Here is a 22,867-nt window from a genome sequence, read left to right on the forward strand (position 1 = left end):
ATATAAATAATTAAATTTTAACCACGGACTAAATAAACTTTTATAAAACTACTTTTTAATTCGGCAGCCTTTTTAGATAACTCCTCTGACTTATTGTTATTAGCCAAATCAAGCAGTGCGTCTAAATTAGATCTAATAGCTTTTATTTCATCATCAGCTGCAACTTCTTCTACGGCCTTTAGTTTATCGCTAACTTCGTCGTAAACAGCTATGACTTCCTGAGAATTTTTATTATCTGCGGCTGTAATTATTTTTTCCATAGCGTCATGAAAATCCACCAAAGAAACAGCCAGCATTGAAAAACCATTGCGTTTTAAGATGTCCTGAAAAATTGGTCTTATTTCTTCTAGGTCTTTATGCAATAAAGTTAAATCACCATTATATATTTTATCTTTAGCGTTAATCACCTTTTCTGAAACGATAATTAAGTCGTTGTTAAAATTGGCATCATTTTTAATTACATAAGGATGATAGGAAAGATATTTATCATTAAACTTTTTATATTCGATAGCTAATTTTTCATAATTGTCTGCACTTTCAGTTTTTTTATTTTGCCCAGTATAAAATAAGGTTTGTTTATAATAATTATTCATCCGATTATAATCTTCTAGAAAAATCTTCTTTGTAAAAAAATTACTGTAATAACTTCCAGCTAAAGGCAGGGCTATTAAAATAACTACAATTGAATAGATTAATTTTTTATTTAATGGCTTTATAAATTGCTTAAATGTATTAATCTTAAAAATTTTATAAATTGCACAAAACCCAGTAACAGCCGTAAACAATAAGATGGCTCCTAGGATATAAAATATAATTTGCCAAACTCCGCCCACCCAAAAGAAGGCGAGCAATAATAATATTTCACTCAAGAAGATTCTAAGCAAACGATCCAATGAATTCTCGTTTTTAAATTTATTCATATTAATTCAAATAATTTTTTAACTCTTTTAAATTACTTTCTAAAAATTCTTCATTCAATTTATATACGACCTTCAAACCCATCTTTTTTGAGGTTATTAATTTAGCTTCTTTCAAAACCCTTAAATGGTGGGAACACAAATTTTGCGGCAGATTCAATTTTTGCCAAAGATCACCGACGCAGCACTCTTTCTTTAGATGATTAAGAATCCTTAAACGAGTTGGATCACCGATGGCTTTAATAAATACAAGTAATTTTTTATTCATATTATATCAATATATATTGATATAATACACCTTGCAATAAATTAAGTCAAATACAACAAAACAGGGTCTAAAAACCCTGTTTTTATTAATTTACAATTAAAGCTAGCGAAGATTATTTTGCATCATTCTACGGCCAGATCCCCTCATCATGCCGCCATCATATTGTTGATACATACCTTTTAGCGGTCCCCGTTTAAGCCAGATATTATCAAGGCCTAAATAATTAATTAGCCAACCACTAATTATAATAATCGCGACGACTGCAATAACGACACTTAAAAAGTTTTTCTTATAGGAAAAATCAAATTTCTTAAAAACTTTCGCTCCGAAATATAGACCAGCTAAAGCTAAAATCGGCGCCCACCCCGGAAAGCTTGAAACTAATTCTTGATATCGTAACTCACCCATTGGACCATGAGTCCGCAGAGAAAAAGCAATCAAACTGACCAAAAAGATTAACAAAATAACTAGAGCAATTAGGCCAATAACCATCGCTAAAGAGCCGAGTAAAAAATACCAGCGTGGTTTCATTTTAATTTCACCGCTCTTAATTAGAGCCACAATGTTTTCTTCTAATTTTTCTTTTGTTGAGTCTGACATATTTTCTTAATTAAAGTTTTTCCTCGATTAATACGACTACCAACTGTCCCTAAGGGTAGACGAAGAATGTCGCTAATTTCTTCGTAGTTCTTTTCTTCAAAAATAAATAGTAGTAAGGGTTCCGAATATATTAACGGCAATTTGTTAGCACATGTTTTTAAAGCTTCTCTTTCTTCTTGATGCATTAAGTCTTCAACCATGTCTTCTTTAGCCGGAAAATCCATCTCTTCTAAAATTGGTTGTTCTTTTTTATGTTTAAGCAAACTATTAATGGCTTCATTATGAACGATGCGATAAATCCATGAAGAGAATTTAAGTTTAGCTTTAAAACTATTTAAATTTACAAAAGCTTTAATAAAAGAGGTCTGAACAATATCAGCCGCTTCTTGAGAATCATGAACTAAATAATTAGCGTAGCGCAATAATTTCTCCTGATAACGCGCAATTATTTCGCGATATAATTCTTGATCCTGATGAACAACCTGCTCGATCACTACTTCATCAGCTAATATTGATAGTTCTTTCATACAATTTAGTCTAACACAAATGACTAACTATCTCTCTAGGACTTTAAATTCTTAAAATCCTAGATTAGATAATTAACTATTTATTTAAGCAATTATCATGTCCCATGCCCTTGCCCATGCCTTTACCCATACCTTTACCCATTCCCTGTCCATTGCCTAAGCCTAATTCTTTACGAATAGCTAGGGCTTCGGCAGTTTTGCCTTGTTCAGATAAATTGTGAGCTTCAATGAATTTAGAGAAATTGTCTTTATTAATTACTTGAGTTACTCGACCGCGACCGTTCATTAATGCTTTCCAAGCTTCATAATTATTATCAGCCATGGATTTTTCCATAGCCTCATGACGTTCAACAGTATAATTTGGACCTTGCTTAGTAGCATCTCCTTGATAAGCTGAAGCATAATTTGAAACTACTACGCCAGCGACAATTATCAAAGATAAGACAAAAAGAGAGATATATAGCTTTTTATTCTTCATATATTGTATTTATTAATTAATTTTAAAATCGACCTTTTGCTCTGCAATATATATACAAGCGAAAAGTGATTTTTCTTCCAAGTTAATAAAAACAGCAGAATCATAAATGATTCTGCTGAAATTTAACTCTATTTTATATTCCTGCAATCCCGAATAATTTACCAATAGCAAAGGTTACAATCATCGCAAGTATACCACCAAAAACAACGCGTACAGCCGCTCTTATTTTTCTGGCTCCACCAAAATGCGCACTTAGCATACCGGTTGTAATCAAAGCGAGTAAGACGCCAAAAAAAGTTGCTGGAATTCGAATCTCGACCGGAGAAAGAATCACCATAGCAATCGGTATAATAGCGCCGCAAACAAAAGCTGCTGACGAAGCAAAAGCTGCATGCCAAGGATCAACTAAAGCATTAGGATCAATGCCGAGCTCGGCGTTAAGATGCGCGGTAACAGAATCATGCTCAGTTAATTCTCTGGCTACCATGCGAGCTGTTTCTTCTGACAAACCTTTGCTGACATAAATTTTATAAAGCTCTTCAAGTTCAAAATCGGAGTTATCTTTAAGCTCCTTTTTTTCTTTTTCAATAAGAGCTTTTTCTGTATCGCGCTGAGCGCTAACCGAAACATACTCACCAACTCCCATCGAAAGAGCGCCGGCGACTAAGCCGGCGATACCAGCGGTCAAAATAAAACTCGTAGTATTTGATGCACCAGCCACACCGACAATCAAAGAAGCCGTTGAAACAATTCCGTCGTTAGCGCCTAAAACCGCCGCTCGCAAGCGGTTTAATTTTTCACCGGATTCTTTTGAGTGTGGCTCACTATGTTCTAATATTTGTTCAGGTGTTTTCATAAAATAAAATGCATTTATATACTATTATTATAGACTAGTTCCTAAGATAGACACAAAACATTCTCATCTTCACTCGGCGCTTCAAAATCATTAACCGTTTTATCTAACAAGGCCTTATCTAAAACAAATCTTTTTGGATCTAGTTTATTCTCAGACCAGCGTTGTCTAACTATTTCCTCTGAGGTATTAACAAATAGGACAACTGTCTTGCAATCAAGTTCGCTAGCAATTTTTCTTAAATCATTTCTGCTTGCCAGAGTATGATTAGTTGAGTCATATAAAGCATTCTTCTTATTAGCTAAACTAGAGCGAATCATGTCGTATGATTTATTCATAACTTCTTTCCAACCTAATTCGTCTGGTAGCTTATTAGTATCCCAATCATAACCGAGCGAATCTAAAATATTATCAATACTAATATAATCAATCGACGTTTTTTCTATAATACTATTAGCTAAATAAGTTTTGCCCGAATAAGGCAAGCCACACAAAATAAATAATGTGCTGTTAGATTTTTTTATTAACTCGATAATGCTGTTTATATTGTTGATCATAGAGCGCAAAGTCTAAATTTAAAATTTACCTTTGAAACAAATGCTTTTCAATTAAATCAATCTGCTGCTCAAAATCATTATCCATAACAAAAACATCAAATCCATACTTCTTGGCCTCTGTCTCAAAATAGCTAGAATATCCAACAATCATTTTCGCGATTTTATCAAAAGTAGAATCATCTTTTGTTTTTCGTAATATCCAGTCATTTGGCGTTGTTGATTTATGAACATTTTGAACAAATTTATCTTTATCATGCTTTAGAAGAAAAACCACTTTAATATGCTCCTTGCCAAATTTAGTAAAAATATCATTTACTATTTCAGGTGTAACTTCATAACCCTCAACAATAAAATCGTCCTTATCGGTCAGATAAGTCTCCGCCATCATACTAATAGCCGCATAAGTATTTCTACCCTGAATAATATAATTCTCAATTATATCTTCCGTGGAATTTTTCGAATAAAATTCATCATTACTATTGCCTCTAGAATACTTATGAGGAAAAATTTCTCTATGATTTTCTTTCGGCGTATATGCCCAGACAATATTCTGCAAAGTATCTGCGGATATCCAGGGAATATTAAAATCTTTCGATATTTTTTTTGCCAAAGTTGTTTTCCCGCATTTTGGAGCACCACCTATTAAGTAAATCATAATGAAAATTTATAATTCTATAACTTTATTAATATAAGCTATTTTTATGGCGTAATATTTCCTGGTCGACAAACCATTGGCTTTAATTTTTAACCGCTCGTATTCTTTTAGAACCCTAGGATTGTTTTTTAAATATTTTTCAAATCTTACACTCGCTTTCCAGCCTTCGTCATTTTTGTTTATTACAAATATTTCTATTTTAGTATTTTCAATATACTTAACAAATCGTGCTCTTACAAATTCATATACGCTGCCTGGTTTGCCTAAATATTTTTCTAACTTCTTTATCGTTATATTAAAATCTTTTTTACTCACGGGAATATATAAATCTATCTCGCCTTGACCTGAAATTTTTAAAGCAGTAGAACCACGATGAGAAATTCTAATATTGCCCAATATTTTTATCAGTTCGGCCTTAATGATCTGAAAAACTTCTTTAACGCTGGGATTATATGGAATGATTTTTACATGGTCAGAGTCATTTAAATGATTAAGCCAGGCTTGCTGTTCTTGATTGATCATATATTAAGTATAAATCAGATATATTAATATAACAAAAACACCAATAAACAGCCCCTCTTGACAAATAATTCATTATAGGATATAATCGGATATATTAGTATATAATTGGACATATGAAACATACACTATCTGTGAACCAACAAAAAACCTTAGCTTTATTTGATAGCCAGGGACAAATCAGCACTAACGACGTAGTCGAGAAACTTGCTATCCCCCGACCAACTGTTAAGCAAATTCTTAATCGCCTTAAAGAGCTTGATCTTATTGAACAAAAAGGACTAGGCCGAGCGTCTTATTATACTTTAAGACAAGAGAGCGAAATTCTAGACCCTCAGGGAAAACAATTGATAACCGTCTATAAAGGCATGGAATCATTCCGTGGTTTATTCGACAGATTAACCCGTAATCTTTCTCAAGGAGACTTTTATTGGTCCTTTGCTTTTAAGAACGAACACAATGATCCAACGATCAGTAATCTTTTAATTAATTTCCACGCTGAAATTAACCGCAAAGGCGTTGATGATAGAACTATTGCCAGTAAAGACGTTGAAGGCTTGATGCGCAGGAACTTTAAAGCAGTTCCTAACTTCAAGCTTCGTTTTACTCGTTTAGAAATTCCGGTTGGTATTATTATTCTTAAAGATTGCATTATTAATCTTGTGTGGGGAGAGCATCCTTTAGCTATTGTTATTAAAACTCCAGAAATTTATAAACGTTATCATAGCTTTTTCTTATCTGCCTGGGAGCAAGCCGATGATATTTCTAATGACAGACTTGTTAAAGCTGGTAACACTCCGCTAGTTGCGTTGCATAATAATTTCGGCGTTAAAAACCTTTGGATGAAAGACGAAAGTAAAAATCCAACCGGAACCTTTAAGGATAGATTAGCTTACGAAATGGTTAGACCGCTTTATGAACAGCACAAGAATAATGAAAAAATTACTAAAGCAACTTTTTCTTCTATTTCTTACGGCAACACCGCTAAAGCCATGGGCTTTTATTCTAAGCAATTAAATAATATTGTTGGCCAAGAGGTTTCTCGCGCCGTAGTTTTTGTTCCACCAGCATTAGAACAGAAAAAATTTGGGCCTGACACTCACAACACAATTGTTCCAGCCAAAAAAATTCTAGATGAGATTGAAAGAACTTGTCAGATACTACCAATTGATTTAAGTAAACAAATTTATCGCGCTAAAGATTTAGAAAATCTAGCCAAAGAAAACAAAGCGGTTCTAGGAGAATTTATTGATATCACCGAAGGACTTAATCGACCGGCTTATGTACAAATTATTATTGAAGCCATTGAACAACAATTAAAAGAATCACCTGATTACGTCATTGTGCCTTTTGGTGCCGGAATTCTCTGTAACGAAATCATAGATTATATCAATGATCACAAATTACACACCAAAGTCATTCCTGTAAGCTCAGGCGATCCTAAGACTATAGCTATTATGCTTTATGGCCCTATTTGGGTCGATACCAAGAGTCTTTTAGCTAAAGGCTGGGGCTGGACAAGACATGAAGAAACAGACAGAAAAGGACGATTACGCGCGCCTTATAAAGTTTTCCATGTTAGCGATAATGAACTTAAAAAGGCCATGAAAACTTTAACCGAAAATTCAGTTGACGCTGAACCAAGCGCTGCTTCTGGATTTGCTATCTTACCTCGCTTACAAAAAATTGATCCGAGCTTTAATCCTAAAAAACATTCAGTTTTAGTTATTAATACTGGTGACTCGCTAGTTCAATATAAATAAAATTTATGACCGAAAAAGAATTCAATCAAGTTGATAGTGTTTTTATTGCCAAACAAATAATAAAACAACTTAATATTAACTATGACGATAATAATTCTTTAACAGATACTGAAAACTCTGATTTAGAACAAGCGATTAGCTATGTTGAAAAAATTGAAAGCGACTGGCAGCCAAGTGAAACAGATGATAGCCATTCTTTTGGTAGAAAAAATAAAGATGAAATTATTCGTTTATGGTCAGTGCCGAAAAAGAGCGCTGAGGTTCTTAAATATTTAGTTAAGTTGACCGATGCTAAAAATATTCTTGAGGTCGGCACTTCCGCGGGCTACGCCGCACTTCATCTTGCTGCAGGCGCAATTAAAAACAATGGCAAAGTTTTTACCATTGAATTAAATCCTGAAAAAATTAAATTAGCCAAAGAGGTTTTCACTAAAGCCAAAACTAACAAAATTACTTTACTAGAAGGTGAAGCTTCTGAGATTATTGCTGATTGGGATAAGGGCGTACTCGATTTTGTTTTTCTTGATGCTGATAAAGAAAATTATGGAAAATATTTTGAGCAACTAATTCCCTTAATGAAAGTTGGCGGGATAATTGTTGCTGACAATGTAAATGATTATGGGCACATGATGCAAGATTATTTGCAAAAAGTTAGCGGCACTCATTTACCTCTGTCCCGTTGTGACAAAAGAGTTATTAGTTATTATCTTGCGGCATTAGATAATGGGTTGATGATCACAAAGAAAATTTCGGATTAAAAACCGTCACAGTCTCTAATGGAGATTGTGACGGGGCGGAGTTGATTAATTTTATTTATAAGTATTAACCAATTTATAAAACTCTTCCACTTTCTTCCAGCCTGATGGATTTTCACTACCATCCTTATTAAAATATTCTTCATTAGAGTTCGGAAAACCTATTGCAGCTGAATTAATTCTAGTATTTGCCAGAGCGTCATTAAGAACTATATAATACGGGCCATTAGCGATCTCGGAGTCATAGTACTCGGTCACATATAAACAGGAGTTTATCTTTTTACTATAAAATAAATCCTTCAATTCTATTTCTCTGACTAAAAATGCCGATTCTTTAATTTTTTTTATTCTTGCGTTTATATCATTTATTAATTTTGCGCATTCCATGTTTTTATTAAAAATTTCCGTTTGCATTCTTAAATCAGCTTCTTGTTTATCTATTGCTGCCTGCCTTTTAGATTGAGCCACATAATAAACTCCTCCTAAGATAAAAAATCCTAATAAAATACCAACCGGTAAAATTAATTTATTTTTATTCATACACATAATCTTTATTATATACTAAATCATAATTGAGATTATTTCGCTGCGGCAAAATCTCTCGCAAGAGGACTCTACCGGAACGGAAATTAATCGCACTTATCAACATACTTTTCTATCGCTCTGGATCTAGATAATAGATAATCTTCTACCCAAACACGAATCTTTCTATTTGATCCTGTATAAAAATCTTTAAAACCATATCCAGAAAAATCCCCATATAGAGCGTCGCCTTCATTTGGAAGAGCTCCACCAAACCATTCAAACAAAGAATAACCTAAGGAAGATTCAACTATAAAATAATCGCATCCACTCGGAGCATAAGTAATAACTCCACCGCCGTTATAGAATATCGGATAATAATTATTTTGATATATTACTTTTTCTTTACAGTAATTAGTGTTGCTAGTTAGTGGATATGCCCACTCATAACCACTCTTACAGTAACATACCAATGAACCATCTGCATTCTTTTTGCCAAAAATAGAATATAGCCCGTAAGAATTAGAGCAGGACTGATCATACGTAATGCAGATATTATTACTTAGAACATACCCAAAATCACATGTAATAACTTTTGGCTCCTCTACTACGGGATTTTCTATAATAATATTCTCTTCATTAGCTATAATTTTATTTAAATCATTATTTTTAATTCCTGAGCCCAAGGACCACATTGCATTATAAGCTGCGTCACCATCTTTTAAGTAATAAAGCGTACCGTCCGAATTTACATAATATGCCTGACCCTTATCTTCAACTTGTAAAAAGATCTTACCGCTCTGTTTTTTTGCTAAGTTTTTATTATTTTGCAGTTTTACTAAATTACTATTAGTAATACCCACCCCAAGATTACGCATTATATTGTAAGCTGCATTTCCATCGGCCATGTAATATCTATTTAAATTAGCCGGATTTACATACCATGCCTCACCGTGAGATTCAACTTGGAGCAGAATCTTACCACTTAGTCTTTGAGCTAAGCTTGGAGCACCAACAGTAACAGCTGGAAACAATAAAATGAGTACGAAAACAAAACTTAATATAAATTTTTCCATATTTTTTAGTAATTATCTTCTACATAAGATTCGCAGCCTTCGATAAAAGACTGGGAGTTACCCCCGCAATCATCGACGTCATCTATGCCTTTTTCATCGGCCCAGTCATAGCCTGCCTCGTGGCCACTACAATCATCCGTACATTCATAACCATTAAAATACTCTGTGTCATCTACCCCTACTTCACTTTCGCTATAATATTCTTCGTCATCACTATTATCAATATAATCGGGTTCATCATAATTTATTTCTGGCGGGTTACTATTATAATCATACCCCTCATAAGAAGATGAGTCCTGGCTTGAACAGCCAGTGAATGCAAAAACTACAAAAATAAATATAAAAAAATATTTCATGTTATCTACAAAAAACGAGCACAGAACTTGTACTCGTTTAATTTTAATTACCACAACCTCTTGGTACCCGCTTTTCCGGTCATTGGATTATAGTTTCCCTTGGTTGACCAATTATCTATCTTGGTTCTATTAGGCGTTGAACGATAATGTGGAGCAACATATGTGCCCCTAGATGTCGTATAACCCCTTACTCTGCTAATAGCATCAACAGACTTAGGAGACGCGAATAAAAGAGGCAGCGCTATAAAAGAGATTGATATAATCCCAATAGCAATTTTCTTTAATATTTTCATATTATTGTTTAAAAATGATTATAATTTAATGCTATACCTAATATGATTATTTTTAAATATTAGCCAATTACCGTGGCTTTTAAAAAACCGTTAGAGACTCTATTAGGGACTGTGAAGGAGACAAATAAATTTATGGTTTAGGTGTATTCGGGCATAAATTACATCCATGGATAAGGGATATCTAAGGCATTTTCATTCTTGCCCCACCTTGGATACATTTCAACCATATACTTAATAATTCTTTCCAAGGCCTTTTCTGATAATTTTAGGTTTCTTTCGGTAAAAAACTTACTTTCGTTTTCTTTAGAATCCTGAATATGTACTTTATTTCTTACATCTCTTAGCAAAGAAAGTGATTTATAAAAATTATCATTTTCACCAAAAATATTATGCTTTTTAACTATGTCTATATAATGAGTAAACTTCTCTAATTTTTTTACCTCTAAGCTTTGACCTTTCTTTTTATATTTAAAATCATCAATCACATCTCGCGTTATATTTGGCAAAGAGTCTTGCGATCTTCCTTTTACTCTATTTACGAAGTCATCCAAAATGCATTCGATTATAGAAATAATTATTATTGTTATTGGCTTATTATATAATAACCCGTCGTTTTTGTAATTCTTTTTTGCCTCAAATAAAGCTTTAAGAATTTCAAAATTATAAATTATATTATCACCTTTCTTAAAATCCCAAATAAAAACTCCCGTTATTTTATTCTGTAGTATTTTTTTATCTTTCTCTTTTGTTGGCATAATTATAATATTTAATATCAGCTTACAGGGTTCCTATATTGCTAATATCTTCTTCTCTTACTCCGACATCCCAGAGACCGCCAGGAAAAAGTTCGTGTATATTAGAATATCTCTCTCGTAGTCTTTTCTTCATTTCATCAATACTTGAAATATTGAATGAATTAGCAAGCTCCTGAGCGTATTTCCTATGATCTGCATTTTTTATAAAAGCGGGTGTTCCTTTCATATATAGAACGCTCCATGGACGCCAAGCCCACTTGCCTCTATCATTATATTCAACCGGCGGTAATTCGCTTAGCAAGAAAAGATAAAAATCTGCAGCACTAAACTCATCTATTGGCATAACTGCAGATAACCCTCCAGAGGTATGGCGAGTATTTAATATATCAGAATGAAGTGATAAACGACTTCTCTTTCTAGCCTCGTCTCCGAGTAAATATACATATCGTGAACACTCGTGCCAAGGAATATTATGATGCTCACCTGGATATTTAGAATACTTCACGGGTATATTTTCTAACAAAACATCATGAATAATATCCCATCTTTTTTCACGAATACAAAGAGCTACCATGGTCACAAGCATTTCATGTCCGATAAATCTGAAATAATCTCCATCAGCATCACTTATACGCCCACTCTTAGATTCGGAATAATACTTCGCCAAAATATTCCCTAGCCACTTATAGATTTCCATTGCCGAATCCCGATCATTCATTACAGACACAGTTTCTGTAATCTTTGTAAAATCAACAATGCTTTCCTGAGTAGAATCTATTGCCGTAATTAATTCTTCGGCGGTTCCGCCTTCGCTATGTATTTTAGGCTGAAGCTCACATATTTTTTTAAAAAAATTTGCTAATTTTCGTCGCAATATAATTATTCTATTAGCTTGAATATTCTCTATTGCTATAGTTACTGACTTTGTTTCATTGCTTTCTATTGGAGTATGGTCTAGAGCGGACCTGATAGCGGCCTCAAATTGTCTTTCTAGCCCTCGCCTCTCCTCTGCTTTATCTTTATCGTCTTGTGATATGTTATAAATCATTAATCTTCTCATTCGTAAATCAAATGGTAAGTTTTCGATATTACCAAAAAATTTATTAAATACTAAGATTACTCGTTCGTGACCCATGCTTTTTAAAGCATACCCTAACTCTAATAATACATTTGGATTTGGCGTAGCTCGACCATTTTCAGATCGTGCAACTAAAGAAACGTCGGCCACGAAAACATCTGCGGCTGATATCTTTGCAAAAATAGTAGCAGAAATATCTGGTGACCCTGAGACCCCCTGAGTGTCTCGATCAACTACAGGCTCAATCTCTACGCTATTATCCGAAACAATAGCCTTTGTGGCGTTCTCCAGCGATTGCTGAATAAAGCCCCTGTTAGTAGCGTTTGGTAAGTCTGATTGCCAAGAATAAAATACAACTTTTTTCATAGAATAATCAAAAGACTGATCTCGGATCAGCCTTTCTAATTGTTGTTTTATTAAGCGTCCGGGTCACCCGATAAAACAAACTAAGTGCGGGGCTTACGGGACGATTTTAGGACTATGGACTGGGTCAGCGTCCTAGATGAGCTTGGTTATAACTCCAACCAAAAAATAGAAACTTTCCTAAAAAGCCACGAGGCAATCAAGGTTTAATTTAATGTTAAAATTAGGGGGTTTTTGCAATTTTTGGATTTTAGGGGTATACTATAAGTAATCCGTTTATCGGAGGGGGATGTCCCGTTTGGGCATCGTAGTAATCCAGCGCAAGCTGGATTTTCTATTTATCTGATAAGTTTTCTTCCATAACCATTTATAGATTTACCAGTAGGGTGGCGATAATTTTTTTGTATTTTTTTAACAATCTCTTTGCAAAAATTTTCGGTTAATGTTGGTATTTCATTATAGCTTTGTAGAATATCTAATTTAGTCGCAAGGGACAATAAATCGGCGAATTCAAGCCCAACGAACATTTTGCTCTTGGGTTTTATTTTTATCTCTTTTGATGTCAAGAAGTTTTGAACGTAGGAGTTTTTACAAAAATAAGTTCCATTTTCATAAAAACGTTGATATTCAGTCTTAAGAGCGCAATCTTCTTTTTTGCCGCGAGCTTCAGCCACAACATCTCCTCTCCCGCCTTTTTCTTCTAAACAAAAAACATAGCGTTCTATAAGAACATTCATACAGTAATGATAAGGATGAAATGCTGATTTTTGATACCTTTCGTGATGAGATTTTTTATCTAAAACTACTGCGCATAAAGTAAAATCCATATTATCTAATAAATCAAACAATATATCATTAAACTTCTTTTCTACTTCTGGGTCATTTAGTTTCGCAAAATCTCCAGTTTTATTTATAATTTCTTCTCTATGAAGTATAGGCAATTCATCAATATCATTCGCTACTAATCTTTTCATCTCTAAAAGTTTTGGTTGTAATACTTCTATATTTTCTTTTTCACTAATAATAATACCAGTCAATCCAAGATAGCGGTTTTTAATATCATCGATAGTTGAATAATCGTGTGTGCCCGATTCGTCAATATATAATCTAAACTTTTTTTCATCCATAATTTTAGTGCCCCCGAGAGGACTTGAACCTCTAAAAACCCGATAGAAGCGGGATAGTTTATCCAATTAGCTTACGGGGACAAAGACAAATAACCGTCATAGTAGGCGGTTTTATTATTGTCTTCTTTTTTGTGTCCTTATAAGCATTTTGGTTTGAGGGTTGAAAAACTATGTATACTATTGTATACCATAAGAAAGGATATGACCAAACCCGAAGAAACACAAGAGAGCCAATTTTTTATTAAAGACGCTTATTTTTTCAGTCTTTGGGTTTATGCTACTCGGGATTTCTGGCCTCAGCGATATTTTGGGTTTAGGGACTTATGTCTATGTAGTATGTGGCACTATTCTGAAACTTATGAGTTTTTGAAAAAAGCTTTTTCTAAGGCGGGCGTTAAAATGGGCTCTATAGGCCGTTATTCAGATGTGCCTGATGAAGATTTACATTTTCCGCCAAGCGATGAGAGATTAAAGGATTATACACTTGAAGAAAAACAGGCAATCCTTGAAGCGTGTGGTTCGTTTGTTCACGACGGCGACATTACAATAGAACAGCTTGATTTACTCAAACCATTTTTCCCTAGCGTTTTGCCTCAGCTTTATTTTCAGCCCGATTTATCAGAAAAGGATATTAGTAAGCTGAGAGCGTTTTTAGATGAATATATTGACCGTTTCTTAAATGGGGAGCTTATTATTTATGATAAAAATTGCTTGACCTTTGAAAGACAAAAAGCCGACTTTATTCAAGAGGTAAAATTCGGACAATTTTTAGAAAAATACGGAAATAATTTTGTTATACGAGATTTTTCTTTTAAGGACAGTGATGGCGATGCTAAATACGGCACACTGTTTGTCCATACTTTATACGCACTTGAAAAACTTGGGTTTATTAAAGTTAGACGGTTATGGCAAGACAAAGAGATTACTGACACCGAAAGTAAAGCGTATGCTAGTATTATGGTTCTTGAGCCATTGTTAGAGGAAATGACAAGCAATTATAAAAAAGAAAATCCTGAAAACATTTTTGAGAAATACGAAGAAAGCCAAAACATTCTTCTATTCGCAGGCAAAGAAATTGAACTATCTAGAAAGAAAAAGCAGACCGACCCAGTTTTGCTTATCAAGACACTCTTGCAAGAACCTGAGCGTTATTGGCACGAAGATGAAATAACAGAAGATTGGGGCTACAATGAAGAAGATGAAGTTAAAAAAAATAAAGTTTATTATGCGGCCAGAAAACTTAATGATTTGGTTCAGCTAAAGACAGGGATTAACGATTTTATAGACCATAATACTGATAAGTTTAGGATTAACCCAAAATATCTAAAAAGTTGATAAACTTTTCATCAACTTGTCGTCAACATTTATCAACCGTCCATTTGTTAATCTGAGAGTATAATGCTCTCAGATTTTTTATGTCCGAAAAATGTCAGAAAAAACAAAATAACAACGACGACCATATTTTAATGGAAGCGTTTGATTTATCAGAAGAAGAAGTTTTAGAAGCAAAGTATAATTTGCTTGGTTTTTTTGGCACTCTGCAAAAGATAAAATGGCGACTAGAAAAGGAGGGTAAGTTATGATTGATAGTATTACTATTATTTTACAAGACGACCAATATAAGTTAGAAGAAAAAAATAAGCTGTATGGAAAAAAAGAGATTGGTGGTAAGGGCTATGGAGTTAGCTCTCAAAATTGCGGAGAGTATTTGAAGCTTCAACATAAAAAAAGGCGATACTTTCCGTCTATAACACTATCAAATAAAAAGGCAGGGCTAGGAGAAATTAAAGAAAGCTTAGAAATACAAATTTCTTTACCCAAGGCAATTTATGGCACGAATTTAGCAGAAATTGACGACGCACAACTTGATAAAATTTATAGATTATTAAAGGGCTATTTAGAAGAGGTTGGCATAACAACGACAATAGATGAAATTAAAAAGGCAATAATTAGACGGGCTGATTTTTCAAAGGTTATAGCATTGCCAAGCTACCTAGGCCAAGCTAATCAAGTTATTCATATTCTTTCAAGATTTAACTATAAACAACAATCTGATTTTACCCTTAAAGAATTTTATGACGGATGCGAGGGTATAGCTATGAAATTCTGGAATAACACACAGGGATATTGTATTTATGACAAATTCAGCGAAATTATAAACAATGGATACACTGAAAATGAGAAAAAAATTATTGCATCAGTAAAACAAAATCAAACTCTAAGATGTGCTATAAAATTTGAACTTTCCCTACAAAGGAAAACAAGCTTGGAGGCAGTTGTTTGGAGACGACTAAAAAATGGAAAAAAGAAAGATTTTACCCTAGAAGAGATATTAAACAAAGACCTAGCCAAAGGCATTTTATTAGACAGCTTTAATAAAGTTTTTGATGACGTTTCAACAGGACTTGTTTCCTTATCAGAAATGGGAGAAAACGAACTTTTAACATATCTAGACCGCTCAAAAATAACTCAGTGTCAGCAAGACAAGCTGTTTCGCTGGGTGCGTATGGCTACTATATTTGGTGTAAAAGGAACTTGGGAGAAAATAAAGACAAACTATAACGGAGGGAGCGTTAATCGGTTAAAAAAAGAGGTGTCTTTAATACTTACTGAGCTGGGAGAGATTGATAGTAAACTACCAAATTTAATAGCTTTTTTAAGGGAACAGCACGAAAAATTTGAAATTATAAAAACTGACTAAAAATCTACTTGTCAACCATTGTTAAATGAGGTAAAATGTAATTAAGCACGTTTCCGTGCTCAACAACCAAGCATTACCCCAATGGACAAGCTAAATTTGGTTGGGCTAAAAACATATAAAAATATGACCGAAAAAAAAGAGTTTTATCTAGTTGAAGAGCTCGCCAAGAAAATAAGAGTTTCTAATATGACAATTTACCGATACATTAAGGCGGGTAAAATTTTAGCATATAAAATCGGCAAAGAATTCAGAATAGACGAAAATGAATTTACTAATTTTCTTAAAAAAGTAAGCACCAAATAACACTATGAAAACAAAGAAAAATAATAAAAAACCTAAGAACAAGAAATACACCTTTATTGACCTATTTGCTGGTATTGGCGGTTTTCATTTCGCATTTCATAATGTTGGTGCTGATTGTGTCTTTGCATCAGAATGGGACGAACCAGCAAGAAAAACATACCAAGCAAACTTTGAAAAAGTTAGCCCTAAACTGTTTTCATCAGGAAACTTTGTTGGAGATATTACAAAAATAGACAAAAAATCAATTCCTGATTTTGATATTTTAACTGGTGGGTTTCCCTGCCAACCATTTAGCCAAGCTGGTTTCAAAAGGGGGTTTGAAGATACACGGGGCACATTGTTTTACGACATAGCTGAAATTATACGTGTTAAAAAACCAAAGGCATTTTTTATTGAAAATGTTAAACACCTTTATGCTCACGATAATGGAAAAACGTTTGAAACTATAAAGAAAATTATAACGGAAGAGCTCGGCTATTCTTTCTATCACAATATCGTAAAAGCATCAGAGCACGGGCTACCTCAAAATCGTCCTCGTTTATTTATGATTGGTTTTAGGGACAAAAAAATACCTTTTGAATTTCCTAAAAAAAGACCGCTTGCTTTTAATATGTCTGATGTATTTGGTGGTGCAAAGGTAAACAGAGAAATTGGATTTACTCTAAGGGTTGGTGGTAAAGGTTCAAAAATTACAGATAGAAGAAACTGGGATAGTTATTTAGTAAATGGGAAAGTGAGAAGAATTACTCCAAAAGAGGGGAAAAAAATGCAGGGCTTCCCTGATGATTTTATGTTTCCTGTTTCAGATAGCCAAGCTATGAAGCAATTGGGCAACAGCGTTGCTATTTATGCAATACAAGATTATGCAAAAAAAGTTATTGAAGCACTAAAAAAACACTATGAATAATAAAAAACAAACAACAGGAAATGTTGGCGAATGGAGCGAACTATATGCTTTAGCTTTCCTTTTAGCAAACGGTGGTGTTTATGGTGCTGATAAAAACCAAAATAGAAAAGAGGATTTATTTTATAAAGTTTTGAAAATAATTTTTGCAGAAAAAATAGGTAAAGAAAAAATGACCTATGAAATCAACGATAAAGTTATTGATATTTTTACTGGCACGAAAAAACTAACCTCAATAAAGGTTCAAAAAATACAAAGTATTTTGAAAAAAATGTTTGAAAGCTTATCAGCAAAAAATGAGGGACGAGCTTTCCCTCTAGTAGCTGGTTCTGAAATGATGCAAGTTTTACAAAAAGAAATTATAAAAGCATCTAGCTATAACAAAAAGGATTTAGACTTAGTAGTCTTTGATGTAAAAACCAAACGACCAAGCCCCGAGATTGGCTTTAGTATAAAATCACAACTTGGTAGCCCCTCAACTCTGATAAACGCATCAAAAGCAACAAACTTCACTTTTGAGGTTCTTGATGCAAATATGAAAATTCCGAAAGATTTACCTAAACTACACGACAAAAACGTAAAAGATAATATAAACTTATTGATAAATTCTGGTTTCAACATTGTATTTAATAAAGTTGACAGCAATACATTTCAAAATAATCTTTCCCTGATTGATAGCAATTTACCAGCTTATATTGCAAAAATACTTTTATCTTATTATTCAAAAGATGCAAATAATCTTTCTCCATTAGTTAATCTCAACTTTCCTACTACTGATAAACAGAGCAAACAGCCAACTCATAAGATAAAAGAGTTTCTAAGTATTATGGCCTTAGGAATGATGCCCAATACTGATTGGAACGGAATACTTACAAGCTTGGGTGGCTTTTTATTAGTAAAAAAAGACGGCGACGTTCTTTGCTATTATTTATACAATCTAGAGGATTTTCAAGAGTATCTTTTGAATAACACTAAGCTTGATACGCCAAGCACGACAAGATACGGAATAGGAAAAATCATTGAAGAAAACGGTCGTTTCTTCATCAAACTGAACTTACAAGTTAGATTTATAAAATAATATGAAAATAAAAACCGCAAAACCTGCAGACCTAAAAAAGGGTCCAATACGAATAGCAGAAACCTTATATGAGAAATAAACTTATCAAACTATTGAGATGCTTGGAAGACGAAAGTGGCTTCAAGAATGAATACACTGAGTTTTTTGAGCAATACGAATGTGATTACTCTGTTGAAGAGTATCTTGATTTTCCTGATTATAAATTTGTTATAAAGCGTTTCAACGACAAGCACTCTATAACTAAAGAAAATGGTTTGATTTCTCCTATTTCAAGCAACAGTATTAGGGCAGAAATGAAAAGAATGGAAGCAGACGGACTTGTGATGATAGGCACACAGGAAGGAATAAAATATGCTACAACGGCAACCAATCAAGGACCTGATTTTGATGAAGGTGCAAAGTTCACTATTGAAAGTATTGTCCTCACAACAAAAGGAAAAAGTAATTGGCGTTATTTCATCCATAAGGCAACGGAAAATCCAATCACAACTGTGTTGTCCTTAATCGCTATCATTATTTCCATAATTTCTTTATTTCTATGAAAGCGATTATCTTAGCCCGAGAAATTGATAAAAATGAAGAAATTGAAAAAGTAATTTTAAGAAAATAAAAAATATGAAACAAGCTGTTATTTACGTCAGGGTTTCCTCAAGGGAGCAAAAGGAAGAGGGCTACTCAATACCCTCTCAAAAAAAATTGCTTTGGGATTATGCCAGAGTAAATGACTTTGAAATTGCCAAGGAGTTTGAAGACGACGAAACAGCTAAACGTTCGGGGCGAAGTAATTTTGGCGAAATGGTTGAATTTCTAAAAAAGAATAAAAAAATTGATACCATATTAGTTGAAAAAACAGACCGCCTATATCGCAACTTCAAAGATTACGTCATTATTGACGAGCTCAATGTCTCGGTTATTCTAGTTAAAGAAAATGAAAAAATTGGTAAGGATGCTTCATCTCATCAAAAGTTTATTCACGGCATTAAATTGTTAATGGCTAAAAATTATATTGATAACCTTAGCGAAGAAGTTAAAAAGGGCTTAAAAGAAAAAGCTGAGAGTGGAATTTTTCCTTGTAGCACTCCCCCGCTAGGTTATAAATTAGAAAAAAGAAACAACAAAAGCGTTTTAATTATTGATGATAAAAATAAAGATTTAGTTATTAAAATGTTTGAATGGTATGCTACGGGATTATACTCAATCAAAAATCTAACTAAAAAAATTGAAAGCGAGGGTTTGCTAATACTGGCTAATTTACCAAGCACTTCAAAAATAACAACTTTAACTAAAAGCAGTATTCAGCGTATTCTAAGAAACCCCGTTTATTACGGCGATTTCTTTTGGAAAGGCAAAACTCATAAGGGCTCGCACGAACCATTGATAACCAAACAACTTTGGGACAAGGTGCAAAGTATTTTGGGTAGTTTTAGAAATAAAAAAGCATTATCTAAATATAATACCCAAGAATTTATTTATAAGGGTTTATTGGATTGCGGATATTGCGGAAGACACGTTATCGGCACAAGAAAAACCAAACCGAATGGCAAAAAATATGTTTATTATAACTGCACAAAGTTTAAGACAATTTGTGAGCAAACACCGATTAAGGAAGAGAAACTAGATGAGCAGGTTATAGGCAAGCTAGGAGGCCTTAAAATACCCCAGCAGGCGATTTCATACGTAGCTAGCGGACTAAAGACCTCTTTGTATATGAAACGAGAAACAGAGGATAAAACAAAAGAATTTTTAGAAACTGAGAAAAAACGTTTGGAAAATAATTTGAGCGTTTTATATGAAGACAGATTAGACGGCACAATAAGCAAAGAGTATTACTCACAAAAAGCCAGCGAGCTAGCAGACAGCATAAAAGACGTTGAGGGCAAAATAGCCAAGTATACGCAGGCCAACATTGATTATTACCAAACTGGCGTAGATATTCTAGAACTCGCAAATATGGCAAGTTTTCTTTATGAAAATGCAAATCCCGACGAAAGACAAGATTTACTAAATTTTCTACTCTTGAACTCAACACTAAAGGACAAAAACCTAACGATTACATACAAAAAACCCTTTGATAAGATATACCAAAGGGCTCTGAGTTGCGATATGCGGAGCGGACGGGACTCGAACCCGCGACCTCTGCCGTGACAGGGCAGCATTCTAACCAACTGAACTACCGCTCCAAGGTAGTGAACTATTTACTTATTTATTTTATTAAAGATAGAGGGCAGCATTCTAACTTCACCCCGCCCATCTGGGCGGGGCAAGCTGAACTACCGCTCCAACGGTCGTCATCCTGAACTTGTTTCAGGATCCATGATAACGAATTTAACACGGAATAATAACTAGTAAGGCTATGTCGTATTACTACGAAATAATGGATCCTGGCCTTCGCCAGGATGACACAAAAAAACAATAAAATTACTAAACCATACTAACATCTAGGCAATAAACAGTCAATATAAGCTATTTCTTCTTCTTTCCCTTCTGTTCTGCTCTATATATAAAATAAGAATAAACTATTGGCACCACGGCAATAACCACGATAGTTATAATAAGCAGAGTTGCCTTATAAATATCTTCAATCGGGAAAGCGCACAAAGTTAGCAGTACTCCGCCTAACAACATTAAACGCGCCATTAATTCGTTAGTTCTTTTCCAAACCGTAGGACTTTCCATTGTCCAGGGTGTGCGCACACCAATCGCCCAATTCTGTTTAACTGACTTTATAAAATAGCCAATACCAATAAATAATAGACCAATTCCAACCGGCATCAATGAGCCAACCGGAATATCAAAACCTAAACCAGTAGCGCTAATTAAAATATAAGTTACAAAAAAGAAAGTAACCATTAAATTCTTTAGGCCATGATAAGCTTCAACGAAGTTTGCATAATGCTCTTTCTTGGGATCAAAATAAGGCAAAGCTAAAAATAATAGATAAATTCCGATCATTAAAGCTGGCACAAACCAAGCGCCAAAGGTTCGACTACTATAGCCATCAACCTCGCCATTAAAACCCCAGTGCGATGGCACTAAGTTTGGTAAGTAAACTTGAAGATAAGAGCCGACACCAATTGAAATACCAATTAGAACAATCGGTAACCAATCAGTTTTCCAGCTGGGTTTTACAGGATTCATAAAGACAATTTTAAATTATAAATTATAAATTTCAAAATAATGACTTAATTTTAAATTTTTTAAACATTAACTCATTAAACATTGTTTTAAAATTTAGAATTTAGTATTTGAAATTAAAGACTACATCTGCTAACCTATAACCATATTATAACACTTTTTACCATTTATGCCCTTATCTATTGGAATTGTCGGTTTACCTAATGTTGGCAAATCAACTTTATTTACTGCTCTAACTAAAAAGCAAGCCGAAGCGGCTAACTATCCTTTTTGTACCATCGAACCAAACGTTGGCTTGGTTAAAGTACCTGATAGCCGCCTCGACGCACTGGCTTTGATATCACAACCTGAAAAAATAATTCCAACCGTAATTGAATTCGTTGATATTGCCGGACTGGTTAAAGGCGCTTCTCAGGGCGAAGGTTTAGGTAATCAATTTTTATCACACATTAGAGAGTGTGATGCAATCTGCGAAGTCGTTAGACAATTTGAAGACACAAATATTATTCACGTCAGTAATAAAATTGATCCTGACTCTGATCGTGAAACAATTCACCTTGAATTAGCTTTGGCTGATTTAGCGAGCGTTGATAAAAGATTAAAAAAAGCTATCGGCGATACTAAGGCAGGCGCGACTAAAGAGGCTTTGCGAATTAAAGATGTTTTACAAAAAATAAAAGACGAACTTGAGAAAGGCGGCGCCGTTCGCAATTTGGAATTTCATGAAGATGATAAGCCCTTTGTAAAAAGCTTATGTCTAATCACTGCCAAGCCTTTAATGTACGTCTTAAATGTTAATGATAAAGATAATGAAGCGCGACATGGTTGGGATGACGGATCAGTAATTGCGATTGATGCTAAATTAGAAGCTGAAATTACATCTTTACCAGAAGAAGAGCAAGCTTCTTACATTCAAGAATTAGGTTTGAAAGAAAGTGGTCTAGATCGTTTAATTAGAGCTGGCTATAAATTGCTTGGCCTAATTACTTTCTTTACAACCGGAAAAGACGAGACTCGCGCTTGGACTGTTCGCGATGGTGCTTTAGCGCCCGAGGCGGCAGGAGTGATTCACACTGATTTTATTAAAGGGTTCATTAGAGCCGAAGTTATAAACTGGGAAAAATTTGTTGAAGTTGGATCTGAAGCTGAAGCTCGCTCTAAAGGATTGATGCGTACTGAAGGTAAAGACTATAAGATGCAAGATGGCGATGTCTGTAATTTCCTGGTTAATCGTTAAAATTTGACAGAAATTTAATTTAATATTAAGCTACAAAACAAATAGTT

General features: G+C 34.0%; 26 protein-coding genes and 2 tRNA genes. 10 read left to right on the forward strand and 18 right to left on the reverse strand.

The window, feature by feature from the left end:
* Positions 1-17: 17 nt before the first annotated feature.
* From NTY12_05225 to NTY12_05265, 9 genes are all read right to left on the reverse strand, one after another.
* Complete coding sequence (locus NTY12_05225; protein MCX6793388.1) at positions 18-920, reverse strand: DUF2892 domain-containing protein; 903 nt, start codon at positions 918-920, stop codon at positions 18-20.
* A gap of 1 nt (position 921) precedes the next feature.
* Positions 922-1,185, reverse strand: a complete 264-nt coding sequence (locus tag NTY12_05230; protein MCX6793389.1) for a metalloregulator ArsR/SmtB family transcription factor — start codon at positions 1,183-1,185, stop codon at positions 922-924.
* Positions 1,186-1,287: 102 nt separating this feature from the next.
* The gene (locus NTY12_05235; GenBank protein ID MCX6793390.1) at positions 1,288-1,785 is read right to left on the reverse strand and encodes a hypothetical protein; all 498 of its coding nucleotides are present in this window, start codon (positions 1,783-1,785) and stop codon (positions 1,288-1,290) included.
* On the reverse strand, positions 1,758-2,312 hold the full coding sequence (locus NTY12_05240) for a sigma-70 family RNA polymerase sigma factor (GenBank protein ID MCX6793391.1): 555 nt from the start codon (positions 2,310-2,312) through the stop codon (positions 1,758-1,760). Before NTY12_05240 ends, NTY12_05235 begins: the two co-directional genes overlap by 28 nt.
* A gap of 76 nt (positions 2,313-2,388) precedes the next feature.
* A complete protein-coding gene (locus tag NTY12_05245; protein MCX6793392.1) occupies positions 2,389-2,790 on the reverse strand; it encodes a hypothetical protein in 402 nt (133 codons plus the stop codon).
* Between the two features lie 133 nt (positions 2,791-2,923).
* A complete protein-coding gene (locus NTY12_05250; GenBank protein ID MCX6793393.1) occupies positions 2,924-3,646 on the reverse strand; it encodes a VIT family protein in 723 nt (240 codons plus the stop codon).
* A 41-nt stretch (positions 3,647-3,687) separates the two neighbouring features.
* Entirely contained in the window at positions 3,688-4,200 is a 513-nt protein-coding gene (locus NTY12_05255) for an ATP-binding protein (protein ID MCX6793394.1), read from the reverse strand.
* Positions 4,201-4,225: 25 nt separating this feature from the next.
* Positions 4,226-4,855: a hypothetical protein gene (locus tag NTY12_05260; GenBank protein MCX6793395.1), complete on the reverse strand. Its 630-nt coding sequence runs from the start codon at positions 4,853-4,855 to the stop codon at positions 4,226-4,228.
* A gap of 9 nt (positions 4,856-4,864) precedes the next feature.
* Positions 4,865-5,377 (reverse strand): GrpB family protein, encoded by a 513-nt coding sequence (locus NTY12_05265; protein ID MCX6793396.1) that lies wholly within the window; start codon positions 5,375-5,377, stop codon positions 4,865-4,867.
* A gap of 113 nt (positions 5,378-5,490) precedes the next feature.
* Between NTY12_05265 and NTY12_05270 the strand changes: the two genes are divergently transcribed.
* Positions 5,491-7,137, forward strand: coding sequence for a pyridoxal-phosphate dependent enzyme (locus tag NTY12_05270; protein ID MCX6793397.1), 1,647 nt, complete (start codon positions 5,491-5,493; stop codon positions 7,135-7,137).
* A 5-nt stretch (positions 7,138-7,142) separates the two neighbouring features.
* Positions 7,143-7,895, forward strand: a complete 753-nt coding sequence (locus NTY12_05275) for a class I SAM-dependent methyltransferase (protein ID MCX6793398.1) — start codon at positions 7,143-7,145, stop codon at positions 7,893-7,895.
* Positions 7,896-7,946: 51 nt separating this feature from the next.
* Here NTY12_05275 and NTY12_05280 read toward each other — a convergent pair whose 3' ends face one another.
* The 7 genes from NTY12_05280 to NTY12_05310 all read right to left on the reverse strand — a co-directional run bounded on the left by NTY12_05280 (position 7,947) and on the right by NTY12_05310 (position 13,543).
* Complete coding sequence (locus NTY12_05280) at positions 7,947-8,432, reverse strand: hypothetical protein (protein ID MCX6793399.1); 486 nt, start codon at positions 8,430-8,432, stop codon at positions 7,947-7,949.
* A gap of 89 nt (positions 8,433-8,521) precedes the next feature.
* Positions 8,522-9,490: a hypothetical protein gene (locus NTY12_05285; protein MCX6793400.1), complete on the reverse strand. Its 969-nt coding sequence runs from the start codon at positions 9,488-9,490 to the stop codon at positions 8,522-8,524.
* A 5-nt stretch (positions 9,491-9,495) separates the two neighbouring features.
* Entirely contained in the window at positions 9,496-9,846 is a 351-nt protein-coding gene (locus NTY12_05290) for a hypothetical protein (GenBank protein ID MCX6793401.1), read from the reverse strand.
* 451 nt (positions 9,847-10,297) lie between these two features.
* Entirely contained in the window at positions 10,298-10,894 is a 597-nt protein-coding gene (locus tag NTY12_05295) for a hypothetical protein (protein ID MCX6793402.1), read from the reverse strand.
* Positions 10,895-10,916: 22 nt separating this feature from the next.
* Positions 10,917-12,338: a hypothetical protein gene (locus NTY12_05300; GenBank protein ID MCX6793403.1), complete on the reverse strand. Its 1,422-nt coding sequence runs from the start codon at positions 12,336-12,338 to the stop codon at positions 10,917-10,919.
* Between the two features lie 335 nt (positions 12,339-12,673).
* Positions 12,674-13,462, reverse strand: a complete 789-nt coding sequence (locus NTY12_05305; protein MCX6793404.1) for a hypothetical protein — start codon at positions 13,460-13,462, stop codon at positions 12,674-12,676.
* A gap of 8 nt (positions 13,463-13,470) precedes the next feature.
* Positions 13,471-13,543 (reverse strand) — tRNA-Arg (locus NTY12_05310).
* A 255-nt stretch (positions 13,544-13,798) separates the two neighbouring features.
* Between NTY12_05310 and NTY12_05315 the strand changes: the two genes are divergently transcribed.
* From NTY12_05315 to NTY12_05345, 7 genes are all read left to right on the forward strand, one after another.
* Complete coding sequence (locus tag NTY12_05315; protein MCX6793405.1) at positions 13,799-14,797, forward strand: hypothetical protein; 999 nt, start codon at positions 13,799-13,801, stop codon at positions 14,795-14,797.
* An 80-nt stretch (positions 14,798-14,877) separates the two neighbouring features.
* On the forward strand, positions 14,878-15,045 hold the full coding sequence (locus NTY12_05320; GenBank protein MCX6793406.1) for a hypothetical protein: 168 nt from the start codon (positions 14,878-14,880) through the stop codon (positions 15,043-15,045).
* Positions 15,042-16,163, forward strand: coding sequence for a hypothetical protein (locus tag NTY12_05325; protein ID MCX6793407.1), 1,122 nt, complete (start codon positions 15,042-15,044; stop codon positions 16,161-16,163). The genes NTY12_05320 and NTY12_05325 overlap by 4 nt, the downstream gene beginning before the upstream one ends.
* 123 nt (positions 16,164-16,286) lie before the next feature.
* Positions 16,287-16,466: a helix-turn-helix domain-containing protein gene (locus NTY12_05330; GenBank protein MCX6793408.1), complete on the forward strand. Its 180-nt coding sequence runs from the start codon at positions 16,287-16,289 to the stop codon at positions 16,464-16,466.
* A 4-nt stretch (positions 16,467-16,470) separates the two neighbouring features.
* Complete coding sequence (locus tag NTY12_05335) at positions 16,471-17,373, forward strand: DNA cytosine methyltransferase (GenBank protein ID MCX6793409.1); 903 nt, start codon at positions 16,471-16,473, stop codon at positions 17,371-17,373.
* Positions 17,366-18,448, forward strand: coding sequence for an HpaII family restriction endonuclease (locus NTY12_05340; GenBank protein ID MCX6793410.1), 1,083 nt, complete (start codon positions 17,366-17,368; stop codon positions 18,446-18,448). The genes NTY12_05335 and NTY12_05340 overlap by 8 nt, the downstream gene beginning before the upstream one ends.
* Before the next feature lie 68 nt (positions 18,449-18,516).
* Positions 18,517-18,990 (forward strand): hypothetical protein, encoded by a 474-nt coding sequence (locus NTY12_05345; protein MCX6793411.1) that lies wholly within the window; start codon positions 18,517-18,519, stop codon positions 18,988-18,990.
* Between the two features lie 1,564 nt (positions 18,991-20,554).
* On the opposite strand, the gene NTY12_05350 is transcribed toward NTY12_05345, so the two are convergent.
* Both NTY12_05350 and NTY12_05355 read right to left on the reverse strand, forming a co-directional pair.
* Positions 20,555-20,628 (reverse strand) — tRNA-Asp (locus tag NTY12_05350).
* A gap of 283 nt (positions 20,629-20,911) precedes the next feature.
* A complete protein-coding gene (locus NTY12_05355) occupies positions 20,912-21,586 on the reverse strand; it encodes an SdpI family protein (GenBank protein ID MCX6793412.1) in 675 nt (224 codons plus the stop codon).
* A gap of 166 nt (positions 21,587-21,752) precedes the next feature.
* Between NTY12_05355 and ychF the strand changes: the two genes are divergently transcribed.
* A complete protein-coding gene (gene ychF, locus NTY12_05360; GenBank protein ID MCX6793413.1) occupies positions 21,753-22,820 on the forward strand; it encodes a redox-regulated ATPase YchF in 1,068 nt (355 codons plus the stop codon).
* The last annotated feature ends 47 nt before the right edge of the window (positions 22,821-22,867 follow it).

Source organism: Candidatus Falkowbacteria bacterium, from assembly GCA_026396835.1.
In the GTDB taxonomy this organism is placed as follows: Bacteria; Patescibacteriota; Patescibacteriia; order Patescibacteriales; family Patescibacteriaceae; genus Patescibacterium.

Bases quoted from the DNA above. Each gene is read 5' to 3' on its own strand.
- NTY12_05225 (MCX6793388.1), bottom strand. From the start codon at position 920: ATGAATAAATTTAAAAACGAGAATTCATTGGATCGTTTGCTTAGAATC.
- NTY12_05230 (MCX6793389.1), bottom strand. From the start codon at position 1,185: ATGAATAAAAAATTACTTGTATTTATTAAAGCCATCGGTGATCCAACT.
- NTY12_05235 (MCX6793390.1), bottom strand. From the start codon at position 1,785: ATGTCAGACTCAACAAAAGAAAAATTAGAAGAAAACATTGTGGCTCTA.
- NTY12_05240 (MCX6793391.1), bottom strand. From the start codon at position 2,312: ATGAAAGAACTATCAATATTAGCTGATGAAGTAGTGATCGAGCAGGTT.
- NTY12_05245 (MCX6793392.1), bottom strand. From the start codon at position 2,790: ATGAAGAATAAAAAGCTATATATCTCTCTTTTTGTCTTATCTTTGATA.
- NTY12_05250 (MCX6793393.1), bottom strand. From the start codon at position 3,646: ATGAAAACACCTGAACAAATATTAGAACATAGTGAGCCACACTCAAAA.
- NTY12_05255 (MCX6793394.1), bottom strand. From the start codon at position 4,200: ATGATCAACAATATAAACAGCATTATCGAGTTAATAAAAAAATCTAAC.
- NTY12_05260 (MCX6793395.1), bottom strand. From the start codon at position 4,855: ATGATTTACTTAATAGGTGGTGCTCCAAAATGCGGGAAAACAACTTTG.
- NTY12_05265 (MCX6793396.1), bottom strand. From the start codon at position 5,377: ATGATCAATCAAGAACAGCAAGCCTGGCTTAATCATTTAAATGACTCT.
- NTY12_05270 (MCX6793397.1), top strand. From the start codon at position 5,491: ATGAAACATACACTATCTGTGAACCAACAAAAAACCTTAGCTTTATTT.
- NTY12_05275 (MCX6793398.1), top strand. From the start codon at position 7,143: ATGACCGAAAAAGAATTCAATCAAGTTGATAGTGTTTTTATTGCCAAA.
- NTY12_05280 (MCX6793399.1), bottom strand. From the start codon at position 8,432: ATGAATAAAAATAAATTAATTTTACCGGTTGGTATTTTATTAGGATTT.
- NTY12_05285 (MCX6793400.1), bottom strand. From the start codon at position 9,490: ATGGAAAAATTTATATTAAGTTTTGTTTTCGTACTCATTTTATTGTTT.
- NTY12_05290 (MCX6793401.1), bottom strand. From the start codon at position 9,846: ATGAAATATTTTTTTATATTTATTTTTGTAGTTTTTGCATTCACTGGC.
- NTY12_05295 (MCX6793402.1), bottom strand. From the start codon at position 10,894: ATGCCAACAAAAGAGAAAGATAAAAAAATACTACAGAATAAAATAACG.
- NTY12_05300 (MCX6793403.1), bottom strand. From the start codon at position 12,338: ATGAAAAAAGTTGTATTTTATTCTTGGCAATCAGACTTACCAAACGCT.
- NTY12_05305 (MCX6793404.1), bottom strand. From the start codon at position 13,462: ATGGATGAAAAAAAGTTTAGATTATATATTGACGAATCGGGCACACAC.
- NTY12_05315 (MCX6793405.1), top strand. From the start codon at position 13,799: ATGTGGCACTATTCTGAAACTTATGAGTTTTTGAAAAAAGCTTTTTCT.
- NTY12_05320 (MCX6793406.1), top strand. From the start codon at position 14,878: ATGTCCGAAAAATGTCAGAAAAAACAAAATAACAACGACGACCATATT.
- NTY12_05325 (MCX6793407.1), top strand. From the start codon at position 15,042: ATGATTGATAGTATTACTATTATTTTACAAGACGACCAATATAAGTTA.
- NTY12_05330 (MCX6793408.1), top strand. From the start codon at position 16,287: ATGACCGAAAAAAAAGAGTTTTATCTAGTTGAAGAGCTCGCCAAGAAA.
- NTY12_05335 (MCX6793409.1), top strand. From the start codon at position 16,471: ATGAAAACAAAGAAAAATAATAAAAAACCTAAGAACAAGAAATACACC.
- NTY12_05340 (MCX6793410.1), top strand. From the start codon at position 17,366: ATGAATAATAAAAAACAAACAACAGGAAATGTTGGCGAATGGAGCGAA.
- NTY12_05345 (MCX6793411.1), top strand. From the start codon at position 18,517: ATGAGAAATAAACTTATCAAACTATTGAGATGCTTGGAAGACGAAAGT.
- NTY12_05355 (MCX6793412.1), bottom strand. From the start codon at position 21,586: ATGAATCCTGTAAAACCCAGCTGGAAAACTGATTGGTTACCGATTGTT.
- ychF (MCX6793413.1), top strand. From the start codon at position 21,753: ATGCCCTTATCTATTGGAATTGTCGGTTTACCTAATGTTGGCAAATCA.